The following is an 18,606-nucleotide window of genomic DNA, read 5'->3' as shown; positions in this document are numbered from 1 at the left end:
CAAGCTGGTTCATCCTTTTGTTTTACAGTTGTTTCAGTTCGCTGATCCTGTGGATTACAGAGTCGCGTTTTTCGCTATAGTCTTTTTCCTTGGCACGTTCTTCTTCGATGACGCTTGCAGGCGCCTTTTTAACGAAGCCCTCGTTGCCCAATTTTTTCTGTACGCGCTCAACTTCTTTATTAAGTTTGTCGAGTTCTTTTTCAAGACGTTTCACTTCTTCGTCAACATTGATCAATCCTGTAAGCGGAAGGATTAATTCTACGCCAGTTACGACAGCTGTCATGGCTTGAGCAGGTTCTTCGACTTCGATTCCGATCGTCAATTGTTCAGGATTACAGAAACGCTCGATATAGCTGCTGTTTTTCTGTAAAGTCCCTAAGATGGACTCATCTTTCGCTTTTAAAATCAAATTGATTTTTTTGCTTAGCGGTGTGTTCACCTCAGCACGGATATTACGGACGGAGCGGATGATTTCAACAAGCAGCTTCATTTCCTCGGCGGCAGCTGTATCTGTCAACCCTTCATTCACTTCCGGCCAAGCGGCAACAGTGATGGACTCACCTTGATGCGGTAGGTTCTGCCAGATTTCTTCGGTAATGAATGGCATGAACGGGTGTAACAATCTCATCGTGTTATCCAGTACATAAGCCAAGATCGAGCGCGTCGTTTTCTTAGCTGCTTCGTCTTCGCCATATAGCGGAAGCTTCGCCATTTCAATATACCAGTCACAGAAATCATCCCAAATGAAGTTGTAAAGCACACGGCCCACTTCACCAAATTCATAACGGTCCGCAAGTCTGGTTACGTTTGAAATCGTTTCATTCAAACGCGTCAAGATCCATTTATCGGCTACAGACTTCTCACCGCTTAAATCGATTTCGTCATAGGTCATGCCATTCATGTTCATCAAAGCAAAACGGGATGCGTTCCAAATCTTATTGGAGAAGTTCCAAACCGCTTCCACTTTTTCCGTACTATAACGAAGGTCCTGGCCTGGCGAGCTGCCCGTAGATAAGAAGTAACGCAGGGAATCGGCACCGTATTGATCGATGACATCCATCGGATCGACACCATTGCCAAGCGATTTACTCATCTTGCGCCCCTGTTCGTCACGAACCAGACCGTGGATCAGCACATCTTCAAATGGTCGTTCACCTGTGAACTCAAGAGCTTGGAAAATCATCCGCGATACCCAGAAGAAAATGATATCATAGCCTGTTACAAGTGCCCCGGTTGGATAGTAACGTTGGAAATCGACACTGTCCTTGTCAGGCCAGCCCATCGTCGAGAACGGCCATAATGCCGAGCTGAACCATGTATCCAGAACATCTGTATCTTGTTCCCAGTTTTCAGCGTCCGCAGGCTCTTCGTGACCTACATACACTTCACCTGTTTCTTTATGGTACCAGGCTGGAATGCGGTGACCCCACCAAAGCTGACGGGAAATGCACCAGTCACGGATATTTTCCATCCAATGCAGGTACGTTTTTTCGAAACGGTCCGGTACGAAATGAACTTTTTCCTCATCGGTTCCTTTTTGAAGCTCAACGGATGCATCAGCCAGCGGCTGCATTTTAACGAACCATTGAGTCGATAGATATGGTTCAACAACAGCACCGCTTCTCTCTGAATGGCCTACCGAGTGAAGGTGATCTTCGATTTTGAAGAGTACTCCTTCTTCCTGAAGGTCCTTGACGATTTGTTTACGGCATTCAAAACGGTCCATGCCTTCATATTTACCGGCTTTTTCATTCATCGAGCCATCTTCATGCATGACAAGGATGCGCTCCAAATCGTGACGGTTCCCGATTTCGAAGTCATTCGGATCATGAGCTGGAGTAATTTTGACCGCGCCTGAACCGAATTCCATATCGACATAATCATCACCGACAATCGGGATTTCCCGGCCTGTAATTGGCAAGCGGACCATTTTGCCGATCAAGTGTTTATAACGGTCATCTTCAGGGTGTACAGCAACGGCAGTATCGCCAAGCATCGTTTCTGGACGGGTGGTGGCAATTTCAATTTCACCTGATCCGTCAACCAACGGATATTTCATATGGTAAAATGCACCCTGCACATCTTTGTAAATAACCTCGATATCGGATAACGCCGTTTTCGTTGATGGATCCCAGTTGATGATATATTCGCCGCGATAAATCAACCCCTTGTTATAAAGCGAAACGAACACTTCGCGCACAGCTTTTGAGAGCCCTTCATCAAGGGTGAAGCGTTCACGTGTATAATCAAGTCCAAGACCCAGCTTTGACCATTGTTCACGGATATGGCTCGCATATTCCTCTTTCCATTTCCATGTCTCTTCTACGAATTTTTCACGTCCAAGGTCATAACGGCTCACGCCTTCTGCACGAAGTTTCTGTTCTACTTTCGCTTGAGTGGCGATACCGGCATGGTCCATGCCTGGTAACCATAAAACATCATAGCCTTGCATCCTTTTCATGCGTGTCAATATATCTTGAAGTGTCGTATCCCAAGCGTGGCCAAGATGAAGCTTACCTGTCACGTTAGGCGGCGGGATGACAATCGTATATGGTTCTTTTTCATCGTCACCCGTCGTTTCGAAAAACTTTCCATCAAGCCACCATTTATAGCGGCCTTTCTCTATCGTCTGCGGATCATATTTAGTCGGCATAGAAATTTGGTTCTCTTCCATATCATTTCCTCCTTTTTGGGCATAAAAAAAACTTCCATCATCACAAAAGGACGAAGGAAGTTGTTCGCGGTGCCACCTTTTTTCCGAAAAAGAAAAAAATCTCTTCCGGCTCTCAAATCGGATAACGGCTCTTCACCGGCCTTCGCTACTAAGAGATTCACGAAGACTGCTCGCGGACGACTTCGGATGCTGCTGCCTGGAAACCTCGCACCAAGTTGGTTTCCTCTCTGAAAAGTGCATTTCATCTTACTATTTCCGGTCTTTGCATTGATTTATATTCATATGTAAAATCATTGAATGCATATAGTATATAGTACAAAAAATATGGGGCTCCAGTCAATCATCTTTTCGCTTACTTTCTCAGGAATCATCCCATTTGATACATTCACGTTCATTTTCTTTATTTTATCCTCCAGGAACAGTGAATGTGACGGCTGTTTCACCATTTCCACTGCTCACCCATAGAATATAAGAAGTCCTAAAAAGGAAGGTAATAATATGAAGCGAAGATATACTCCCTATACTTTACCGCCTTGGGTGAAGAAATTCCGCGGTGTCTGCCAGCAGTTCATCGTCCCCTTTATCGTATTCCAAGGATTACGTACGCTGATTTTCCCGACATTCTTCGATATGCTCCTGCTAATCGCCTTTATTTTCCTGGCCATGTCCTTGCATTTCGACTGGATTTAATTATTCCCTTACAGCAAAAAAATATACATGACTGGAGATGATCCAATCATGTATATTTAGCTTGGGGGTGATTGTTCCGCTTTCGCAGCCTCGGCAGCAGCCTTTTTCTGCTGTTCGATTTCTTCGATTTTCATCACCATATATTCAATATTTTTCAAAAGCCAAAATTGCCGCTGCAGTTGAGTAACATTATCAAGCTCTGAACGATGGCTCCTGCCATCGGAATAAACCTTCACCAATTCCAAAGCTGATCCAGGGAATGCCAGATAACTTTGCATGAGCAGCAATTCTTCTTCTTTCATCGGAAAGTAACGAAAATAGTTATAAAGCCAGTCAACGCAGTCATCGCATTGGACAGGATAGGTCCTGGCCGATTTAACGAGAAATGGCAGTAAATCGAAATGCGGCGGAGCCGTATTCGAATTCTCAAAATTGATGAAGTAGCCATATCCCCGCTCATCATAAATGAAATGCTTCAAAGAAACCTTTCCGTGCGTGACCACGGTTCGAACCTTTTCACTATCCTTCGTTTTTTCATACCAGGTTTCAAACTTCTTGATCGAGTACTTCAGCGCTTGTGAAATATCAGTGTAGAAAGAACAAACCGTCAGTTCGAATGGAGACATATACCACTTCTTTTCACAGCTGACAATATACTCATCCATAAAGTCCTTCTCATTATTCCAGGCATCAAGCGTCCGCTCATAATGGGCTTCCCGTTCCTCCATATCGACTTGTATTTCCTTAACGGAAAGTGTATGCATCCGAGCAAGCTCCCTGAACATTTGCTTATGTTTTTCATCGCGCTCCCCGTCCCTTTCATTATTGAGCCAGGGCATCAGGTAATACAAACGTCCATTATGAAGAACGGCGTAACGCTGATCCATCGTTTGATAAATGGGAACGATCCGGTTATAGCCGCGATGGTACAGTTTTTGAACATTTTTGATAAAATCAATGCCGTTCTGCGGCAACATGGATTTCAAGGCAAATGTACCGCGATCACTGTATACTTTTTTTACACGCCCGAAGTTCTCAATATATTGTACATACATGGCATATTCCTTCAATACGGTCTCTGTGTCCCGATCCCGATTGGCAGGCTGCTGATTCTCGTTTTCCCTCACGAGACTCACTCACTTTCTCTAAAAAAACTAAACAATCCGATTACTCTAGCACCTAAAAAACAGGAGCAGACCATATGCTCTGCTCTCTGTCCTGGTCAATTCTTATATGCAACCGCCTTCGGTATATAGATGACTTGCCCTTCATGGACGTTCTGATTCGACTCCAATTCATTACTGAAAAGTATCGATTGAACCGTAACATCATATCGTTGAGCCAAGTCATCAAGCGTTTCCCCTTGCTGAACAATGCAAACCTTCATCCTTACCAGTTCTTCTTCTTGTTTCCGTCCGAATAAATCCATGATGGAAAGCTGCTTTTCATCCTGATCGGCCGTTTCTTTATCATCACGTTCCGCGGCTTGTTTCCTGCGTTTGAAATTCTTACCCTCCTTAGCCGGAGGCGCAGGTCTTTCCCTCTTTTTGAATAGATCGCTTATGGACGAATTGGATTCCTCTTCCTGCTCCACCTTCACATTCTCATTAAGGATAGGACCCGCTGCAACATCTTCTTCCTGCCGGATGACATCCTCGGTTTCTAAATTTGAATCAGAGCTAGTTTGATGATTGTTTGCAAGACTTGGCTTTTCCACTACTTCTTCTCTCATTGTCACTCTAGGAATCTCCATCTTCTCCATGGAATCCCGCCTGCTTGGTTCTTCCTCCAGTTTCGCCTCTCCCATGGAAGGTACCTTTTCCGTGGAGTCAGGCGGATCACCAATTACTTCTTCTTCTACAGCTTCTTCCTGTCTATGCACTTCCGTTTCCCACTCCTCCTCTTCAGGATATGGTGAAACGGGAATTTCAAAAACTGGGGCATTATGCTGATCGCTTAAATAAATCGGTTCCTCTTCTTCTTCTTCGTTTGCTTCAGAAACTCGTTTTGCCTCTGCAGAAAAAGGCGTGTATAACTCTTCTTCCTCCTCATCACGGAAAACAGGCTGAAAATCCGGGATTGGCGGCACTGCAGCTGCATAAGGAATATATGACTCAGTTTCCCCATCCGTTTCTTCCTGTTCCTCTGTTTCCCCAACTTCCTGCTCAGTATCGAACCGTTCTTCCACATATGAATCATTATAGATTCCTGTTATCAAAAGGTCTGCCTGCAATTTCAAACAGTTATGCTCTGGCATGGCATAATCAAAGCTTTGAATCGAGACATCAACCTCATCCAATGAGGCAATCCGATTATTCGGAATCGTTATATCAACCGGAAAACGGTGTGTGAACTCATTAAGTCCATTGGGATGCCTCTCGACCTTTTGAACCGCTTTTGGCAAAAAGGTCTGCGAAAACTCCTCTTCTTCACCATTTTGCGAGTCTTTGTATTCACCGCTTAAATCTAACGAGCCTCGTATAAAAACATATTGATCACTTTCTTGAATCGACACATTTGGATCAAGGGAAATGGAATATAGCTCAGCCACTTCCTGTCCCTTCTGGAACCAAACGGATTCCTCTAAAGAAAATCGTAAATACGATTCATTTTCTTGCGACAAGACAACTCCTCCTTTCAGCTTCAGGAAACGGTACCTATACCAATATCAATCTATGAAGGAAGGAAGCTGATTATTCCTTCATTTCATTTGCAACACTCCTTATATTCCCTGAACCTTTTAAAAAGAAGGAGATTCAATTTTCAGGCCAAAATTAAGCTGGATTGTATCAATCGGCCTGAAAGTCGGCATGAAACCATTTATTCGGCCTACCGCCATTTAATTCCACCTAAATTAATTCGGCCTTCAACGTTTATTTGGTTCTTCCACAAACTGATTGGCATAAAAAAACTGGCTACCTTTCTCCAAAAGTTTTTGGAAAAATGGTAGCCAGTTCAAATTTATTATCATCGAATATAGCGGTAGTTCATGAAGCGTTGCATCATTTTTTTAATTTTGCAAAAGCCTGTTCTGCCGCTGCAATGGTCTTTTCGATATCTTCATCACTATGTGCAGTGGAAAGGAATAAACCTTCAAACTGTGACGGCGGCAAGTAGATGCCTTGATTCGCCATTTCCCTATAGTAAGAAGCAAAGAACTCTAAATCGGATGTTTTTGCTGTATCATAGTTTACGACTTCTTCATTTGTAAAGAAAAGTCCAATCATGGAACCGGCACGGTTGAATGTATGGGGAACTCCGTACTTTTCGGCTGCTTCTCCAATTCCTTTTTCGAGCATATCCCCTTTTCGAGTGAACTCATCATAAGATTCTGGAGTCAATTGGCTCAGCGTTTCAAGGCCGGCCGTCATGGCAAGCGGGTTACCAGACAATGTTCCTGCTTGATAGATTGTCCCACTCGGGGCAATTTGTTCCATGAATTCGCGCTTGCCTCCGAATGCCCCGACAGGCAATCCGCCGCCAATTACTTTCCCAAGGCAAGTCAGGTCAGGTACGATGCCAAAATAGCCTTGTGCACAATTATAGCCGACACGGAACCCTGTCATAACTTCGTCAAAGATCAATAGAGCCCCGTATTGGGTCGTCACTTCACGTAAGCCTTCGAGGAAACCAGGTTGTGGCGGAACCACGCCCATGTTCCCTGCAACAGGTTCTACGATGATACAGGCGATGTCTTCGCCAAATTGTTCAAACGCATATTTGGTTGCTGCAAGATCATTATATGCTACGGTAATCGTATTTTTTGCAATGCCTTCCGGTACTCCAGGGCTATCCGGTAAACCTAATGTTGCAACGCCGGATCCCGCTTTGATTAGCAATGAATCGCCATGGCCATGATAGGAGCCTTCGAATTTCAGGATTTTATCACGGCCTGTAATGCCTCGTGCCAGCCTTAGTGCACTCATCGTCGCTTCGGTTCCTGAAGATACCATCCGGATCATTTCAATCGAAGGCACCCGTTCAATGACCAACTTGGCCAGTTCATTCTCTATCAGCGTAGAAGTTCCGAAGCTTGTACCTGATTCCGCTACCTTTTTCAAAGATTCCACGACACGGTCATTCGTGTGACCCAGGATAAGCGGTCCCCATGAAAGAACATAGTCGATGTATTCATTTCCATCGATATCATACATTTTTGAGCCTTTTCCACGCTCCATGAAAATGGGATCCATGTCCACAGATTTGAAGGCACGTACCGGGCTGTTCACGCCGCCTGGCATCAAATTTATTGCTTCGGCAAACGCTTTTTTCGATTTTTCATATGACCGCATGATTCAATCCCCTTTTTCCATTTCAGGTTATATTTTTTATCATCATTGATTATCTTCGTTTATCCAGCGTGCTACCTCTTTTGAAAAATACGTAATGATCAAGTCGGAACCTGCGCGTTTCAAGCCTGTCAGCATTTCCATCACTATCGCTTTTTCATCAATCCAGCCATTTTGGGCAGCAGCCTTAACCATTGAATATTCACCGCTGACATTATAGGAAACAATCGGAAGATTAAAGTTATTCTTAACGTCCCTGATGATGTCCATGTAGGAAAGGGCTGGTTTCACGATTAGGAAGTCCGCACCTTCAGCAACATCGGATTCAGCCTCACGAAACGCTTCAAGGCGATTAGCGGGATCCATTTGGTAAGTTTTCCTGTCGCCAAATTGTGGAGCACCATTCGCAGCATCACGGAATGGGCCGTAAAAAGCCGAAGCATATTTCACCGCATAGGACATGATCGGAATATCTTCATATCCCGCTTCATCCAGACCTGCACGGATGGCCGCAACGAAACCGTCCATCATATTGGAAGGCGCAATGATATCGGCGCCGGCCTCTGCCTGGCTGATTGCCGTTTTGGCAAGAAGGTCAAGAGAAGCGTCATTGAGGATTTTTTCCCCTTCAACGACCCCGCAATGGCCATGGCTTGTATACTCACAAAGGCAGGTATCCGCAATGACAATAACTTCAGGGTATTGTTTTTTAATAAAGCGGGTTGCCTCTTGCACAAGTCCGTTGTGATGAAATGCCCCTGTGCCCTGTTCGTCTTTATCATGATCAAAAGGGACACCGAATAAAATGACTGATTTAATGCCCAGACTCACGACTTCATCCATTTCGGCCCCCAGATTATCCATGGATAGCTGATAGATACCTGGCATGGAGTTGATTTCATTTTTCACATTTTCCCCGTCAATGACGAAGATCGGATAGATCAAATCCTCTTTATGCAATTGTGTTTCACGGACTAAAGCCCTCATGCCAGCACTTGCACGCAAGCGGCGGTGGCGATTGAATGGAATGTCTTTCATTTCAAAGTTCCTCCCTTTTTACTTCTTTTCAAGATGAAGCGTATTAACTCCGCAACCATGGCATCCGTCGTATAAACATCTGGACAGACATCGACGGATAGCCCATGTTTTTCAGCCGTTTTAGCGGCAATCGGCCCGATGCAGGCGATGATGATCCGGTCTATGTATGTATCCAATTCATGGCGTTTCATGATCTGTAAAAAATGATTGACCGTCGATGAACTCGTAAAGGTCATGATGTCGATTTCATGGTTCTTTATAAGCTGCACCAGTTTTTTTTCACTGCTTCGAGGAAGCACTGTATGATAAATAATCACTTCATCACAGGACGCACCAGCTTCATTGATTGCCTCCGCAATAACCGCCCTTGCGAGATTCCCTTTTGCCAGCAACACGCGGGACCCCGGATCAAGCAGGGTATTGAACTCCGCCACGAACCCTTCGGCAACAAACTGAGCTGGTACGAAATCCGCCTTATATCCATGTCGTTTCAGGGCCGCTTCTGTTTTGGAGCCGATTACGGCTATTTTCGGAAGCTTTAAAGGCTGGTTTCCAAGAAGCTTAAAGAAGAAATCCACCCCATTTTGACTGGTCAGAATGATCCAGTCATATGTAAGCAACTCTTCTAACCGCTGTTGTACATCTTCCATATGATCAGGAAGAGTGAACTCAAGCAATGGCACAAGAAGCGGTGTTCCGCCATTTTTTTCGATCGACTCTTTTAGACCATCCGCCTGTCCTTTCCCTCTGGTGATTAATACCTGATAATCCTTAAGAGGTTGTACGGGATTCATTACTGATCAAGCTCTTCTTTTACGCGATCGATCAATTCTTTACCGCCCATTTCGCTAATCTGTTTGGCAGCGGCATGCCCAACCGCCTCGGGATCAGTTCCCTCAACCATTTCTTTATATATCACCTTTCCATCCGGAGCAGCGACCAAAGCCGTCAAGGAAACGGATCCATTATCTTTTGCCACCGCAAATCCGGCAATCGGCACCTGACATCCGCCTTCCATTTTATCCAAAAAGGCACGTTCCGCTTCAACCGTTCTTTTCGTTTTTTCACAGGTCAATTTCGAAAGTTCCGCCAGCAGTTCTTTGTCATCTTCGCGGCATTCAATGGAAAGTGCTCCTTGTCCAACTGCCGGAATGCAAATATCTTCATCTAAGAATTCCGTTACGATGCCCTTCTCCCATCCCATTCTTGATAGTCCGGCTGCTGCTAAAATGATAGCATCATAATCTTCCGTTTTCAGTTTATCCAGACGGGTATCGATATTACCGCGAATCCATTTAATTTCAAGGTCCGGCCTTCTAGCCAATATTTGCGCGCCACGGCGCAAGCTGCTTGTACCTATGATGGAACCGGGCTTCAGTTCGGAAAGGGTTTCATGATTTTTTGAAATCAAGGCATCCCGATGGTCCTCCCTCGGTGGTATGCAGCCAATCGTCAAGCCTGGAGGCAGCACTGCAGGCATATCTTTCATACTATGTACTGCCATATCAATTTCTTTATCCAGCATCGCTTGTTCGATTTCTTTAACGAATAAGCCCTTTCCGCCTACCTTGGAAAGTGTTACATCAAGGATTTGGTCTCCCTTTGTGACAATTTCCTTCACCTCGAACTCGTATGGGACCCCAAGCTCTTTAAGTTGATCGATAACCCAGTTCGTTTGGGTGATCGCTAATTTACTACGTCTAGAACCGACAATTATTTTTCTCATAGTTTCCTCCTATGTATTCCAAAAGTGGAATGTTGAAAGGCTTCCGAAAAGGAAAAAGTTAATTAACACAATCATGAAAGATCCAATATTCAGAAAGGCTAGCGTCCTTCCATACATTTGTTTCCGAATTTTCAAGTATAAAAACACACTGTAAGCGATAAGCAAAATAAATGAGCCGATGATCTTCATGTCCAGCCAGGATACCCCAGGCACTTTTATATAAGCCCATTGAATCCCCAGGATGAGGGAAACCACTAATAATGGAACACCTATTACTGCAAGGACATAAGACATTTGCTCAAGCTTTGTTAAATCGCCGAGTCGAAGCAGGCGTTTTCCCCATTTCTTCCGTTTCAGTAAATCATATTGAATTAAGTATAAAAGTGAAAAAACGAAAGAAAGCGTGAATGCCCCATATGATAGGATGGCAAAAGTGATATGTATGAGCAATAGCTCTGAAACCAGGCGCTGTGCAAGCACTTGAGATTCTATCTGAACAGGTGCAAAGGTATGGATGGCCATAACCATGAAACCTAATACATTCGTAAAAAAGACCGTAAAATCGACTCTTAGCAATCTGTTAATGATTAACGATAGCGATATGAGGACCCATGCATAAAAATATAAGCCTTCAAAAATCGTCAATACCGGGAACCTTCCCGTTTTCAACACATACAGAAACAAAAAAATTGTTTGCAGTACCCAAACAATAGAAAGCAACCAGAAAGCGACCCTGTTCGCCTTCTGGTTATTATTAAGGAAATCGATAAAATATAAAAGCATACTGATGGCATACAACAATACAGTGGCTTCATGCAATCTTGTCATTAGTAATTCCATATCTACCTCATTACTGGACAGGAACTGGATTCAATAGGGATGATTTGGAGCTGTTCCGTTCTTTTTCATCCTCAACCAGCTGGTCTTCAATCAATTCCTCTAAATGGAAGATTTTCACGAAATTATTTAATTGCTCTTTTGCATTCGGCTCATCTGCCAGCTCTTTTGCATAAAGTATCGGATCTTTCAGCATTTGGTTGATGATGCTTTTCGTATGCTTGTTCAGAACTTTTTTGTCACGTTCGCTTAAATGCGGAAGCTTTCTTTCGATGCTTTCCATCGTTTCTTTTTGTATCGATAGGGATTTTTCCCGTAATGATGAAATGACGGGAACCACACCAAGCAAATTAATCCATTGATTGAAGTCAACGATTTCTGATTCGATCATCAATTCTATTTTCTCGGCAGCTTTTTTACGTTCTTCGATATTGGCTTGCACGATTCCTTCAAGATCGTCAATATCATACAAGAAGACATTTTCCAGCTCGCCCAATGTTGGATCGAGGTCACGCGGCACTGCGATATCGACCATGAAAATAGGACGGCCTTTACGAAGCTTATTGACGAATGACATCATTTCTTTTGTTACAAGAAGATCTTTTGATCCAGTGGAAGTAATCAGGATATCAGCTTCCACTAATGCGCATTGCAGCTCTTGAAGCTGTTTCGCCGTACCATTGAATCTCTCCGCCAGGTCGACCGCTTTCTGAAAGGTGCGATTAATGACTGTAATGCTGTCGGCACCATTGCTATGCAGATTTTGAATGGCCAGCTCACCCATCTTACCGGCCCCAAGAATCAAGACATTCTTGCCGTTCAGGCCTCCAAAGATTTTCTTTGCAAGCTCGACTGCCGCATAGCTGACGGAAACGGCATTTGTATTGATTTCGGTTTCCGAATGAGCCTTTTTAGCTAATGTAAGGGCTTGCTTGAAGAGATGGTTAAAAACGGTACCGATCGTATCTTCCTTCTGCCCTAACAGATAGCTTGAACGTACTTGTCCCAAAATCTGAGTTTCTCCCAGTATCATGGAATTCAAGCCGCAGGTAACTGAAAATAAATGCTCGACAGCCCCATCGCCTTCATAAATGAACAGATATTTAGAAAATTCTTCTTTATCGATATTAAACCATTCCGAAAGAAATTCCTTTATATAATACCTGCTTGTATGAAGCTGATCACCGACCGCATATATTTCCGTTCTGTTGCATGTTGAAATAATAATATTTTCCAAGATGCTTTTTTTATTTTTAAGAGCTTTCATTGCCTCGGCAAGTTCGGCTTCGTTAAACGATAGTTTTTCCCGAATTTCTACAGGGGCAGTTTTGTAATTTATACCAACCGCTAGAATATGCATCCTTTTGTTTTGCACCCCCAAAATTTTTCATGTAAATTTATTATACCATGTACTAAAATTGTTTCACGCAAATAATATGAACAGTTTATGAAAACGTATGCTACCATGAAAAGACAGCCAAAACGCCTAAATTGCGACAAAAGGTGTCTAAGCGGCGGATTTATAAGTTACATTCATATTTCGACATTGTGTACAAAAGTACCATATCAAAAATGGCAAAAAACTTCAAGTAATCGAATTGCATAGGAGGATAAAATGAAAACGCAGCGTATTTTCCCAGGAATCGTTTTAATCGGTTTCGGGCTCTATTTTTTTCTTGAACGCTCCCAAATCGAAATCTTTCCAGGCTTTTTCAGCTGGCCGACTTTATTATGTATAGTTGGTGCCGCCTTCCTGATTCAGGCATATAGCGGTAATGAATATGAGTCCATCCTGCCAGGCGTCATCTTACTGGGGTTCGGGGCTCACTTCCACATCGTCGAGAACCTGGATATTTGGCCGGATAATATAGGTATCTTTATTTTAATCATCTCGCTGGGATTTATTCTCCGGGCACGTAAAACAAATTCTGGAATGTTTCACGGGATGGTAATTTTCATCATCTCGATCACTTTCTTATTCTATGATAAAATCACAACGTCTTTCGGGATTGTTGAAACAAGCACGGCGAACATCGAAAGGTTTTGGCCATTTGCCTTGATGGCAATCGGCATTTATTTTTTGGTTCGAAAAAAGTGAAAATTTCCGATTCGCCATTTTGCAAATTCCATAATGAAAAAAGGGTATTCCAGATGCGGAATACCCTTTTCTTTTACATATATTTCTTAAGGACGCCCCATGCTTGTTCCTTACCTTCGCCTGTTTCACCAGAGAATAGAAGCAATTCATCTTCTTTTTCCATATTTAACGTTTGGCGCGTTATTTTCAAGTGTTTCTGCCATTTGCCTTTTGGGATTTTATCCGCTTTGGTGGCAATAACGATCCGGGGCAGATCATAATGCTTCAGGAATTCGTACATTGCGATATCATCCTTTGTCGGCGGATGACGCAAATCGACGATCAGAAGCGCAGCGCGGAGCTGATCACGGGAAGTGAAGTACGTTTCGATCATCTTTCCCCAAGCATCTCGCTCCGTCTTAGATACTTTTGCATAACCATAACCCGGTACATCCACAAAATGGAGTGCTTCATTTATGATATAAAAATTCAAGGTCTGCGTCTTACCCGGTTTAGAGGATGTGCGCGCCAAGTTTTTTCGATTGATCATTTTGTTGATGAAACTGGATTTCCCAACGTTGGAACGGCCTGCCAAGGCAAATTCCGGTATTGGAGTATTGGGATATTGTTCAGGCTTCACAGCACTGATGACAATATCTGAACTCGTCACTTTCATTCGTTCACACCTACCAATGCATGCTCAAGGACTTCATCGACGTGTGAAACTGGAACAAATGTTAATGCTTTACGGACACTTTCCGGGATATCATCAATATCCTTTTCGTTATTTTGCGGGATGATGATTTTCGTAAGTCCTGCGCGATGGGCCGCTAAAGATTTTTCTTTAAGCCCGCCGATCGGAAGAACCCGTCCGCGTAATGTAATTTCGCCTGTCATGCCTACCTCTTTTCTGACCGGCCTATTTGTAAGGGCCGATATTAACGCTGTTGCAATCGTGATGCCTGCAGAAGGGCCATCTTTTGGGACCGCACCTTCGGGGACATGAATATGAATATCATATTTTTCATGGAAGTTCGCATCAATCTGAAGTTTCTCGGTTTTTGAACGGACATAACTGAAAGCAGCCTGGGCTGACTCTTTCATTACATCGCCAAGCTTTCCTGTCAGGATCAGCTTGCCTTTACCTGGTGATAAGGAAACCTCGATTTGCAGCGTATCGCCACCTACCGACGTGTATGCTAAACCATTAGCTACACCGACTTGGTTCTCGACTTCCGCCTGTCCATAATGGAACATGGTTTTCCCTAAAAACTCCTCGACATTTTTTTCGGAAATGACGACCCGCTTTTTATCTCCGGACACGATGATTTTTGCAGTCTTCCGACAGATGCTTGCAAGCTGTCGCTCCAGACTCCGAACACCGGCTTCCCGAGTATAGTAACGGATGATTTTTGTAAGAGCTTCCTCACGGATTTGCAGTTGTGTCTTCAATAAACCATGGTTTTCCAGCTGTCTAGGCAGCAAGTGATCCTTGGCTATATGAAGTTTCTCTATCTCAGTATAACCTGCAATCGAAATGATTTCCATACGATCACGAAGCGGACCGGGAATCGATCCCAAATTATTCGCCGTCGCGACGAACATGACTTTGGAAAGATTGTAGGTTTCTTCAATATAATGATCACTGAAATTATGATTTTGCTCTGGATCGAGCACCTCCAGCATCGCAGCAGATGGATCGCCCCTAAAGTCATTGGACATCTTATCCACTTCGTCCAGTAAAAAGACAGGATTGATCGTTCCAGCTTTTTTCATGCCTTGAATGATCCGTCCCGGCATCGCCCCTACATATGTGCGGCGATGTCCGCGGATTTCTGATTCATCGCGCACCCCACCTAAAGATATACGGACGAAATTCCTATTCAGGGATGAAGCGATCGATTTAGCCAAGCTGGTTTTCCCGACACCAGGTGGTCCCACCAAGCAAAGGATCGGTCCCTTCAATGAATTGGTCAATTGCTGTACGGCCAAATACTCAAGCACCCGCTCCTTCACCTTTTCCAAACCATGGTGGTCCCGGTTCAGGATTTTTTCGGCTTTATGAATATTCAAGTCATCTTTGGTCGCTTTGGTCCAAGGAAGAGAGATCAACCATTCGATATAATTGCGGATGACAGAACTCTCGGCTGAGCTCGAAGGAACTTTTTCATAACGGTCCAATTCCTTTAATGCCGTTTCTTTGATGTGCTCAGGCATATCCGCTTCTTCTATCTTTTCGTTAAGGACCTCGATTTCCCCCGTTTTTCCTTCTTTATCGCCCAATTCCTTTTGGATCGCTTTCATTTGTTCTCGTAAATAATATTCCTTTTGAGTCCGTTCCATCGAACGCTTAACACGCTGACCGATCTTTTTCTCGAGAAAAAGAACTTCTTTCTCGTTATTGATGATCTCGATTACACGGCTTAAACGCTCTTTCATATCAATGGTCTCAAGCACTTCTTGCTTCTCCTTCAATTTCAAAGGCAAATGCGAAGCGATTATATCCGCTAATCGCCCAGGCTCTTCAATATCCGAAGTGGACGAAAACGTTTCACCGGTTATTTTCTTGGACATTTTTATGTATTGTTCAAAATAATCCAGTAGTGTGCGCATTAATGCTTGATGTTCAGCATCCTTTTCATCACTGTCTTCATATATTTTAATCTTGGCACCATAATGTGTCTCATAATCGTAAAATTCAATGACCTCTGCGCGGTTCAATCCTTCCACCAACACTCGGATTGTACCATTCGGAAGCTTCAGCATCTGTTTTACCTTTGTTAAAGTTCCCATTGTAAATAAATCTTCTTCACCTGGTTCGTCCAACGAAACATCTTGTTGTGTCGTCAAAAATATAAGATGGTCTTCCACCATTGCTTTCTCAAGGGCTTGTACCGATTTATCTCGGCCTACATCTAAATGAAGTACCATCGTTGGATATACAAGCAGTCCTCTAAGCGGCAGGAGGGGGACGATGAGTTCTTTATCAGTCATTTCCTGACACCTCCATCTAATTAGTATCGTCGTTGTAAACTATTTACCCATGTTCTCAACCTTTTAACAATTCTATCCTATTTATATAGAAGTGTCTATTCGTTTACCTTAACACGTTTCGACTGCTATTATTATCTCCAATATTAGATAAAAAAGCACGTCTGAATGCGTGTTTATTTTTACGTAAGGTTGTCGGGGAACGCCAATATGGTCCGTAAAATGCCCCGGTTTTGTTTTTAGCCGGGGCATTTCCTTTATACACTTTCTTTTTTGGATAGGTCCATGGTTGTGAGGATTTGTTCCGACATCATTTCTTTTTTGAGTGCCTGATCCAGCACTTCTTTCACATTCGTAACGGGAATGATTTCTATATCCTTGATTTCGGATAGAAGTGGCTGCATGTTTTCGGCTGGGATGATTACTTTCTTTGCCCCGGCAAGTTTAGCCGCCTTGATTTTCGGAATGACACCGCCGATCGGTTTAACGCCGCCATGAATGCTTATTTCTCCAGTCATCGCCACGGTGTGATCAACAGGGATTTTATATATGGCCGAGTATATGCCTGTGGCCATTGCAATTCCTGCAGAAGGGCCATCTACTGGACTTCCGCCCGGAAAGTTCACATGGATATCGAATTGATTTGCAGGCACTCCCATCGACCTTAAAACCGTAATGACATTTTCAATCGAACCTTTGGCCATGCTCTTGCGGCGAATCGATTTCCCACTCCCGCCGCCGATACTTTCTTCTTCAACGATGCCTGTAATGTTTATCGAGCCTTTTTCATCAGAGGCGGCCATGACCGTAACCTCGATTTCCAGCAATGCCCCGCTGTTGGGACCATAGACTGCAAGACCGTTGACAAGACCTATTTTAGAATTCGTTTCTATTTTCCTGTCCATTCTTTGGGTCAGCTGGCTGCTATGGGCCATCCAATCTATATCTTCTTCTCTGATAAAAGACCTGTTCTCATTAATTGATATTCCTGCAAGAGTCTGAATCATGTTGACGGCTTCCCGGCCATTTCGGGCATAATCCGAAATGGACTGCAAGCCTTTTTCACTGATGGTGATCCCCACTTTATCTGAGGCATTCTTTGCCACGGTGATTATTTCTTCCCGGTCAAGTTCACGGAAAAACACTTCTATGCATCTTGAGCGTATTGCAGGCGCGATTTCATTTGGCGTTCTTGTTGTGGCTCCAATCAATCGAAAGTCAGCCGGCAGTCCATTTTTAAAAATATCATGGATGTGAGTTGGAATATTTTGATTTTCCTCTTGATAATAAGCACTTTCCAGAAAGACCTTACGATCCTCCAATACCTTTAATAGTTTATTCATCTGTATTGGATGAAGCTCCCCAATTTCATCAATGAACAGTACGCCTCCATGAGCATTGCTGACTGCCCCCTGCTTTGGCTGAGGAATGCCAGCCTGTCCCATTGCCCCAGCTCCTTGGTAGATTGGATCGTGCACAGAACCAATGAGCGGATCGGCAATCCCCCGTTCATCGAACCTGGCTGTAGTGGCGTCCAATTCAACGAAAACGGCCGAATTCTTAAAAGGGGACTTGCCATTTTTCTTAGCTTCTTCCAAAACAAGTCTGGCAGCTGCCGTTTTCCCTACCCCTGGAGGACCGTAAATTATCACATGCTGGGGATTCGGCCCACATATAGCAGCTTTTAAAGATTTAATCCCATCTTCTTGACCGATGATATCATTGAATGTGCTTGGTCTAACCTTTTCTGCCAATGGCTCTGTTAACGAAATCGATCTCATCTTCCGTAATTGGTCCATCTCCTTACGTGAATCACGGTCAATGGAAACTTTTTGTGTCCGCTGGCCTTTCAATAAGTTCAAAAAATACAATCCAATAATAATCCCAAAAAACAGCTGGATAAACAACGCCAATCCTGTCCAATTCATCGTATTCCCTCCTGCACTCTCCTAGTTTGTCATTTCTGTTAGTATCTCCTCCGGAAGGGCGAAATTATCCAAGAAATTCGTGTTGAAAATTTTGGCGTTTTTATCCTAAATAACAGCAATTTGAAAAAAAGACAAGAAAAAGACTGCCAGGGTGAACTGGCAGTCTCAGACTGTAGACAAGCTCGAAAATAATTTATTTTGTAATTTCCGACGTTGATTTCCAATCCAGGCACTCGCTTTCCGCGGGCGGTCCGCCCTCGGCGCTCTTTGCGCCTGCGGGGTCTCCCTTGGACGCGCTTTTCCCGCAGGAGTCTCGCACCTTCCTTTCCAATCAACTTTGTTATAAAATAAAAATT

Annotated in this window: 14 protein-coding genes and 1 other annotated feature; of the genes, 2 read left to right on the top strand and 12 right to left on the bottom strand. The window is 43.7% G+C overall.

Annotation, left to right across the window (positions count from 1 at the left end; all coding sequences use genetic code 11):
* Window positions 1-22: 22 nt before the first annotated feature.
* Entirely contained in the window at window positions 23-2,674 is a 2,652-nt protein-coding gene (locus Q8G36_RS02930) for a valine--tRNA ligase (protein ID WP_305158909.1), read from the bottom strand.
* Window positions 2,675-2,717: 43 nt separating this feature from the next.
* Window positions 2,718-2,946 (bottom strand) — a binding site (T-box leader).
* Window positions 2,947-3,172: 226 nt separating this feature from the next.
* Between Q8G36_RS02930 and Q8G36_RS02925 the strand changes: the two genes are divergently transcribed.
* On the top strand, window positions 3,173-3,364 hold the full coding sequence (locus Q8G36_RS02925; protein WP_305158908.1) for a hypothetical protein: 192 nt from the start codon (window positions 3,173-3,175) through the stop codon (window positions 3,362-3,364).
* Window positions 3,365-3,420: 56 nt separating this feature from the next.
* Here the strand turns inward: Q8G36_RS02925 and ysxE are convergent, their stop codons facing one another.
* The 8 genes from ysxE to hemA form a co-directional block, all read right to left on the bottom strand.
* Window positions 3,421-4,491: a spore coat protein YsxE gene (ysxE, locus tag Q8G36_RS02920; RefSeq protein WP_305158907.1), complete on the bottom strand. Its 1,071-nt coding sequence runs from the start codon at window positions 4,489-4,491 to the stop codon at window positions 3,421-3,423.
* Window positions 4,492-4,586: 95 nt separating this feature from the next.
* Window positions 4,587-5,987: a stage VI sporulation protein D gene (gene spoVID, locus Q8G36_RS02915; protein WP_305158906.1), complete on the bottom strand. Its 1,401-nt coding sequence runs from the start codon at window positions 5,985-5,987 to the stop codon at window positions 4,587-4,589.
* A gap of 379 nt (window positions 5,988-6,366) precedes the next feature.
* Complete coding sequence (gene hemL / locus Q8G36_RS02910; protein WP_305158905.1) at window positions 6,367-7,656, bottom strand: glutamate-1-semialdehyde 2,1-aminomutase; 1,290 nt, start codon at window positions 7,654-7,656, stop codon at window positions 6,367-6,369.
* Window positions 7,657-7,698: 42 nt separating this feature from the next.
* Entirely contained in the window at window positions 7,699-8,691 is a 993-nt protein-coding gene (hemB, locus tag Q8G36_RS02905) for a porphobilinogen synthase (RefSeq protein ID WP_305158904.1), read from the bottom strand.
* Window positions 8,688-9,485, bottom strand: a complete 798-nt coding sequence (locus Q8G36_RS02900; protein ID WP_305158903.1) for a uroporphyrinogen-III synthase — start codon at window positions 9,483-9,485, stop codon at window positions 8,688-8,690. The genes hemB and Q8G36_RS02900 overlap by 4 nt, the downstream gene beginning before the upstream one ends.
* The gene (gene hemC / locus Q8G36_RS02895; protein ID WP_305158902.1) at window positions 9,485-10,417 is read right to left on the bottom strand and encodes a hydroxymethylbilane synthase; all 933 of its coding nucleotides are present in this window, start codon (window positions 10,415-10,417) and stop codon (window positions 9,485-9,487) included. The genes Q8G36_RS02900 and hemC overlap by 1 nt, the downstream gene beginning before the upstream one ends.
* Before the next feature lie 9 nt (window positions 10,418-10,426).
* Complete coding sequence (locus Q8G36_RS02890) at window positions 10,427-11,257, bottom strand: cytochrome C assembly family protein (RefSeq protein WP_133349505.1); 831 nt, start codon at window positions 11,255-11,257, stop codon at window positions 10,427-10,429.
* Window positions 11,258-11,267: 10 nt separating this feature from the next.
* Window positions 11,268-12,614: a glutamyl-tRNA reductase gene (gene hemA / locus Q8G36_RS02885; RefSeq protein WP_305158901.1), complete on the bottom strand. Its 1,347-nt coding sequence runs from the start codon at window positions 12,612-12,614 to the stop codon at window positions 11,268-11,270.
* 255 nt (window positions 12,615-12,869) lie between these two features.
* Here hemA and Q8G36_RS02880 point away from each other — a divergent pair, with 255 nt between their 5' ends.
* A complete protein-coding gene (locus tag Q8G36_RS02880; protein ID WP_305158900.1) occupies window positions 12,870-13,352 on the top strand; it encodes a LiaI-LiaF-like domain-containing protein in 483 nt (160 codons plus the stop codon).
* A gap of 73 nt (window positions 13,353-13,425) precedes the next feature.
* Here Q8G36_RS02880 and yihA read toward each other — a convergent pair whose 3' ends face one another.
* The 3 genes from yihA to lonB form a co-directional block, all read right to left on the bottom strand.
* Window positions 13,426-14,007 (bottom strand): ribosome biogenesis GTP-binding protein YihA/YsxC, encoded by a 582-nt coding sequence (yihA, locus tag Q8G36_RS02875; RefSeq protein WP_034308918.1) that lies wholly within the window; start codon window positions 14,005-14,007, stop codon window positions 13,426-13,428.
* Window positions 14,004-16,325, bottom strand: coding sequence for an endopeptidase La (gene lon / locus Q8G36_RS02870; protein ID WP_305158899.1), 2,322 nt, complete (start codon window positions 16,323-16,325; stop codon window positions 14,004-14,006). Before lon ends, yihA begins: the two co-directional genes overlap by 4 nt.
* Window positions 16,326-16,579: 254 nt before the next feature.
* Window positions 16,580-18,250 carry an ATP-dependent protease LonB gene (gene lonB, locus Q8G36_RS02865; protein WP_305158898.1) on the bottom strand — a complete coding sequence of 557 codons (1,671 nt, stop codon included), beginning with the start codon at window positions 18,248-18,250 and terminating at the stop codon, window positions 16,580-16,582.
* Window positions 18,251-18,606 lie beyond the last annotated feature (356 nt).

The sequence above is a fragment of the Peribacillus frigoritolerans genome (assembly GCF_030676415.1).
In the GTDB taxonomy this organism is placed as follows: domain Bacteria; phylum Bacillota; class Bacilli; order Bacillales; family DSM-1321; genus Peribacillus; species Peribacillus frigoritolerans_A.
This window is presented reverse-complemented; position numbering and strand designations above follow the sequence as displayed.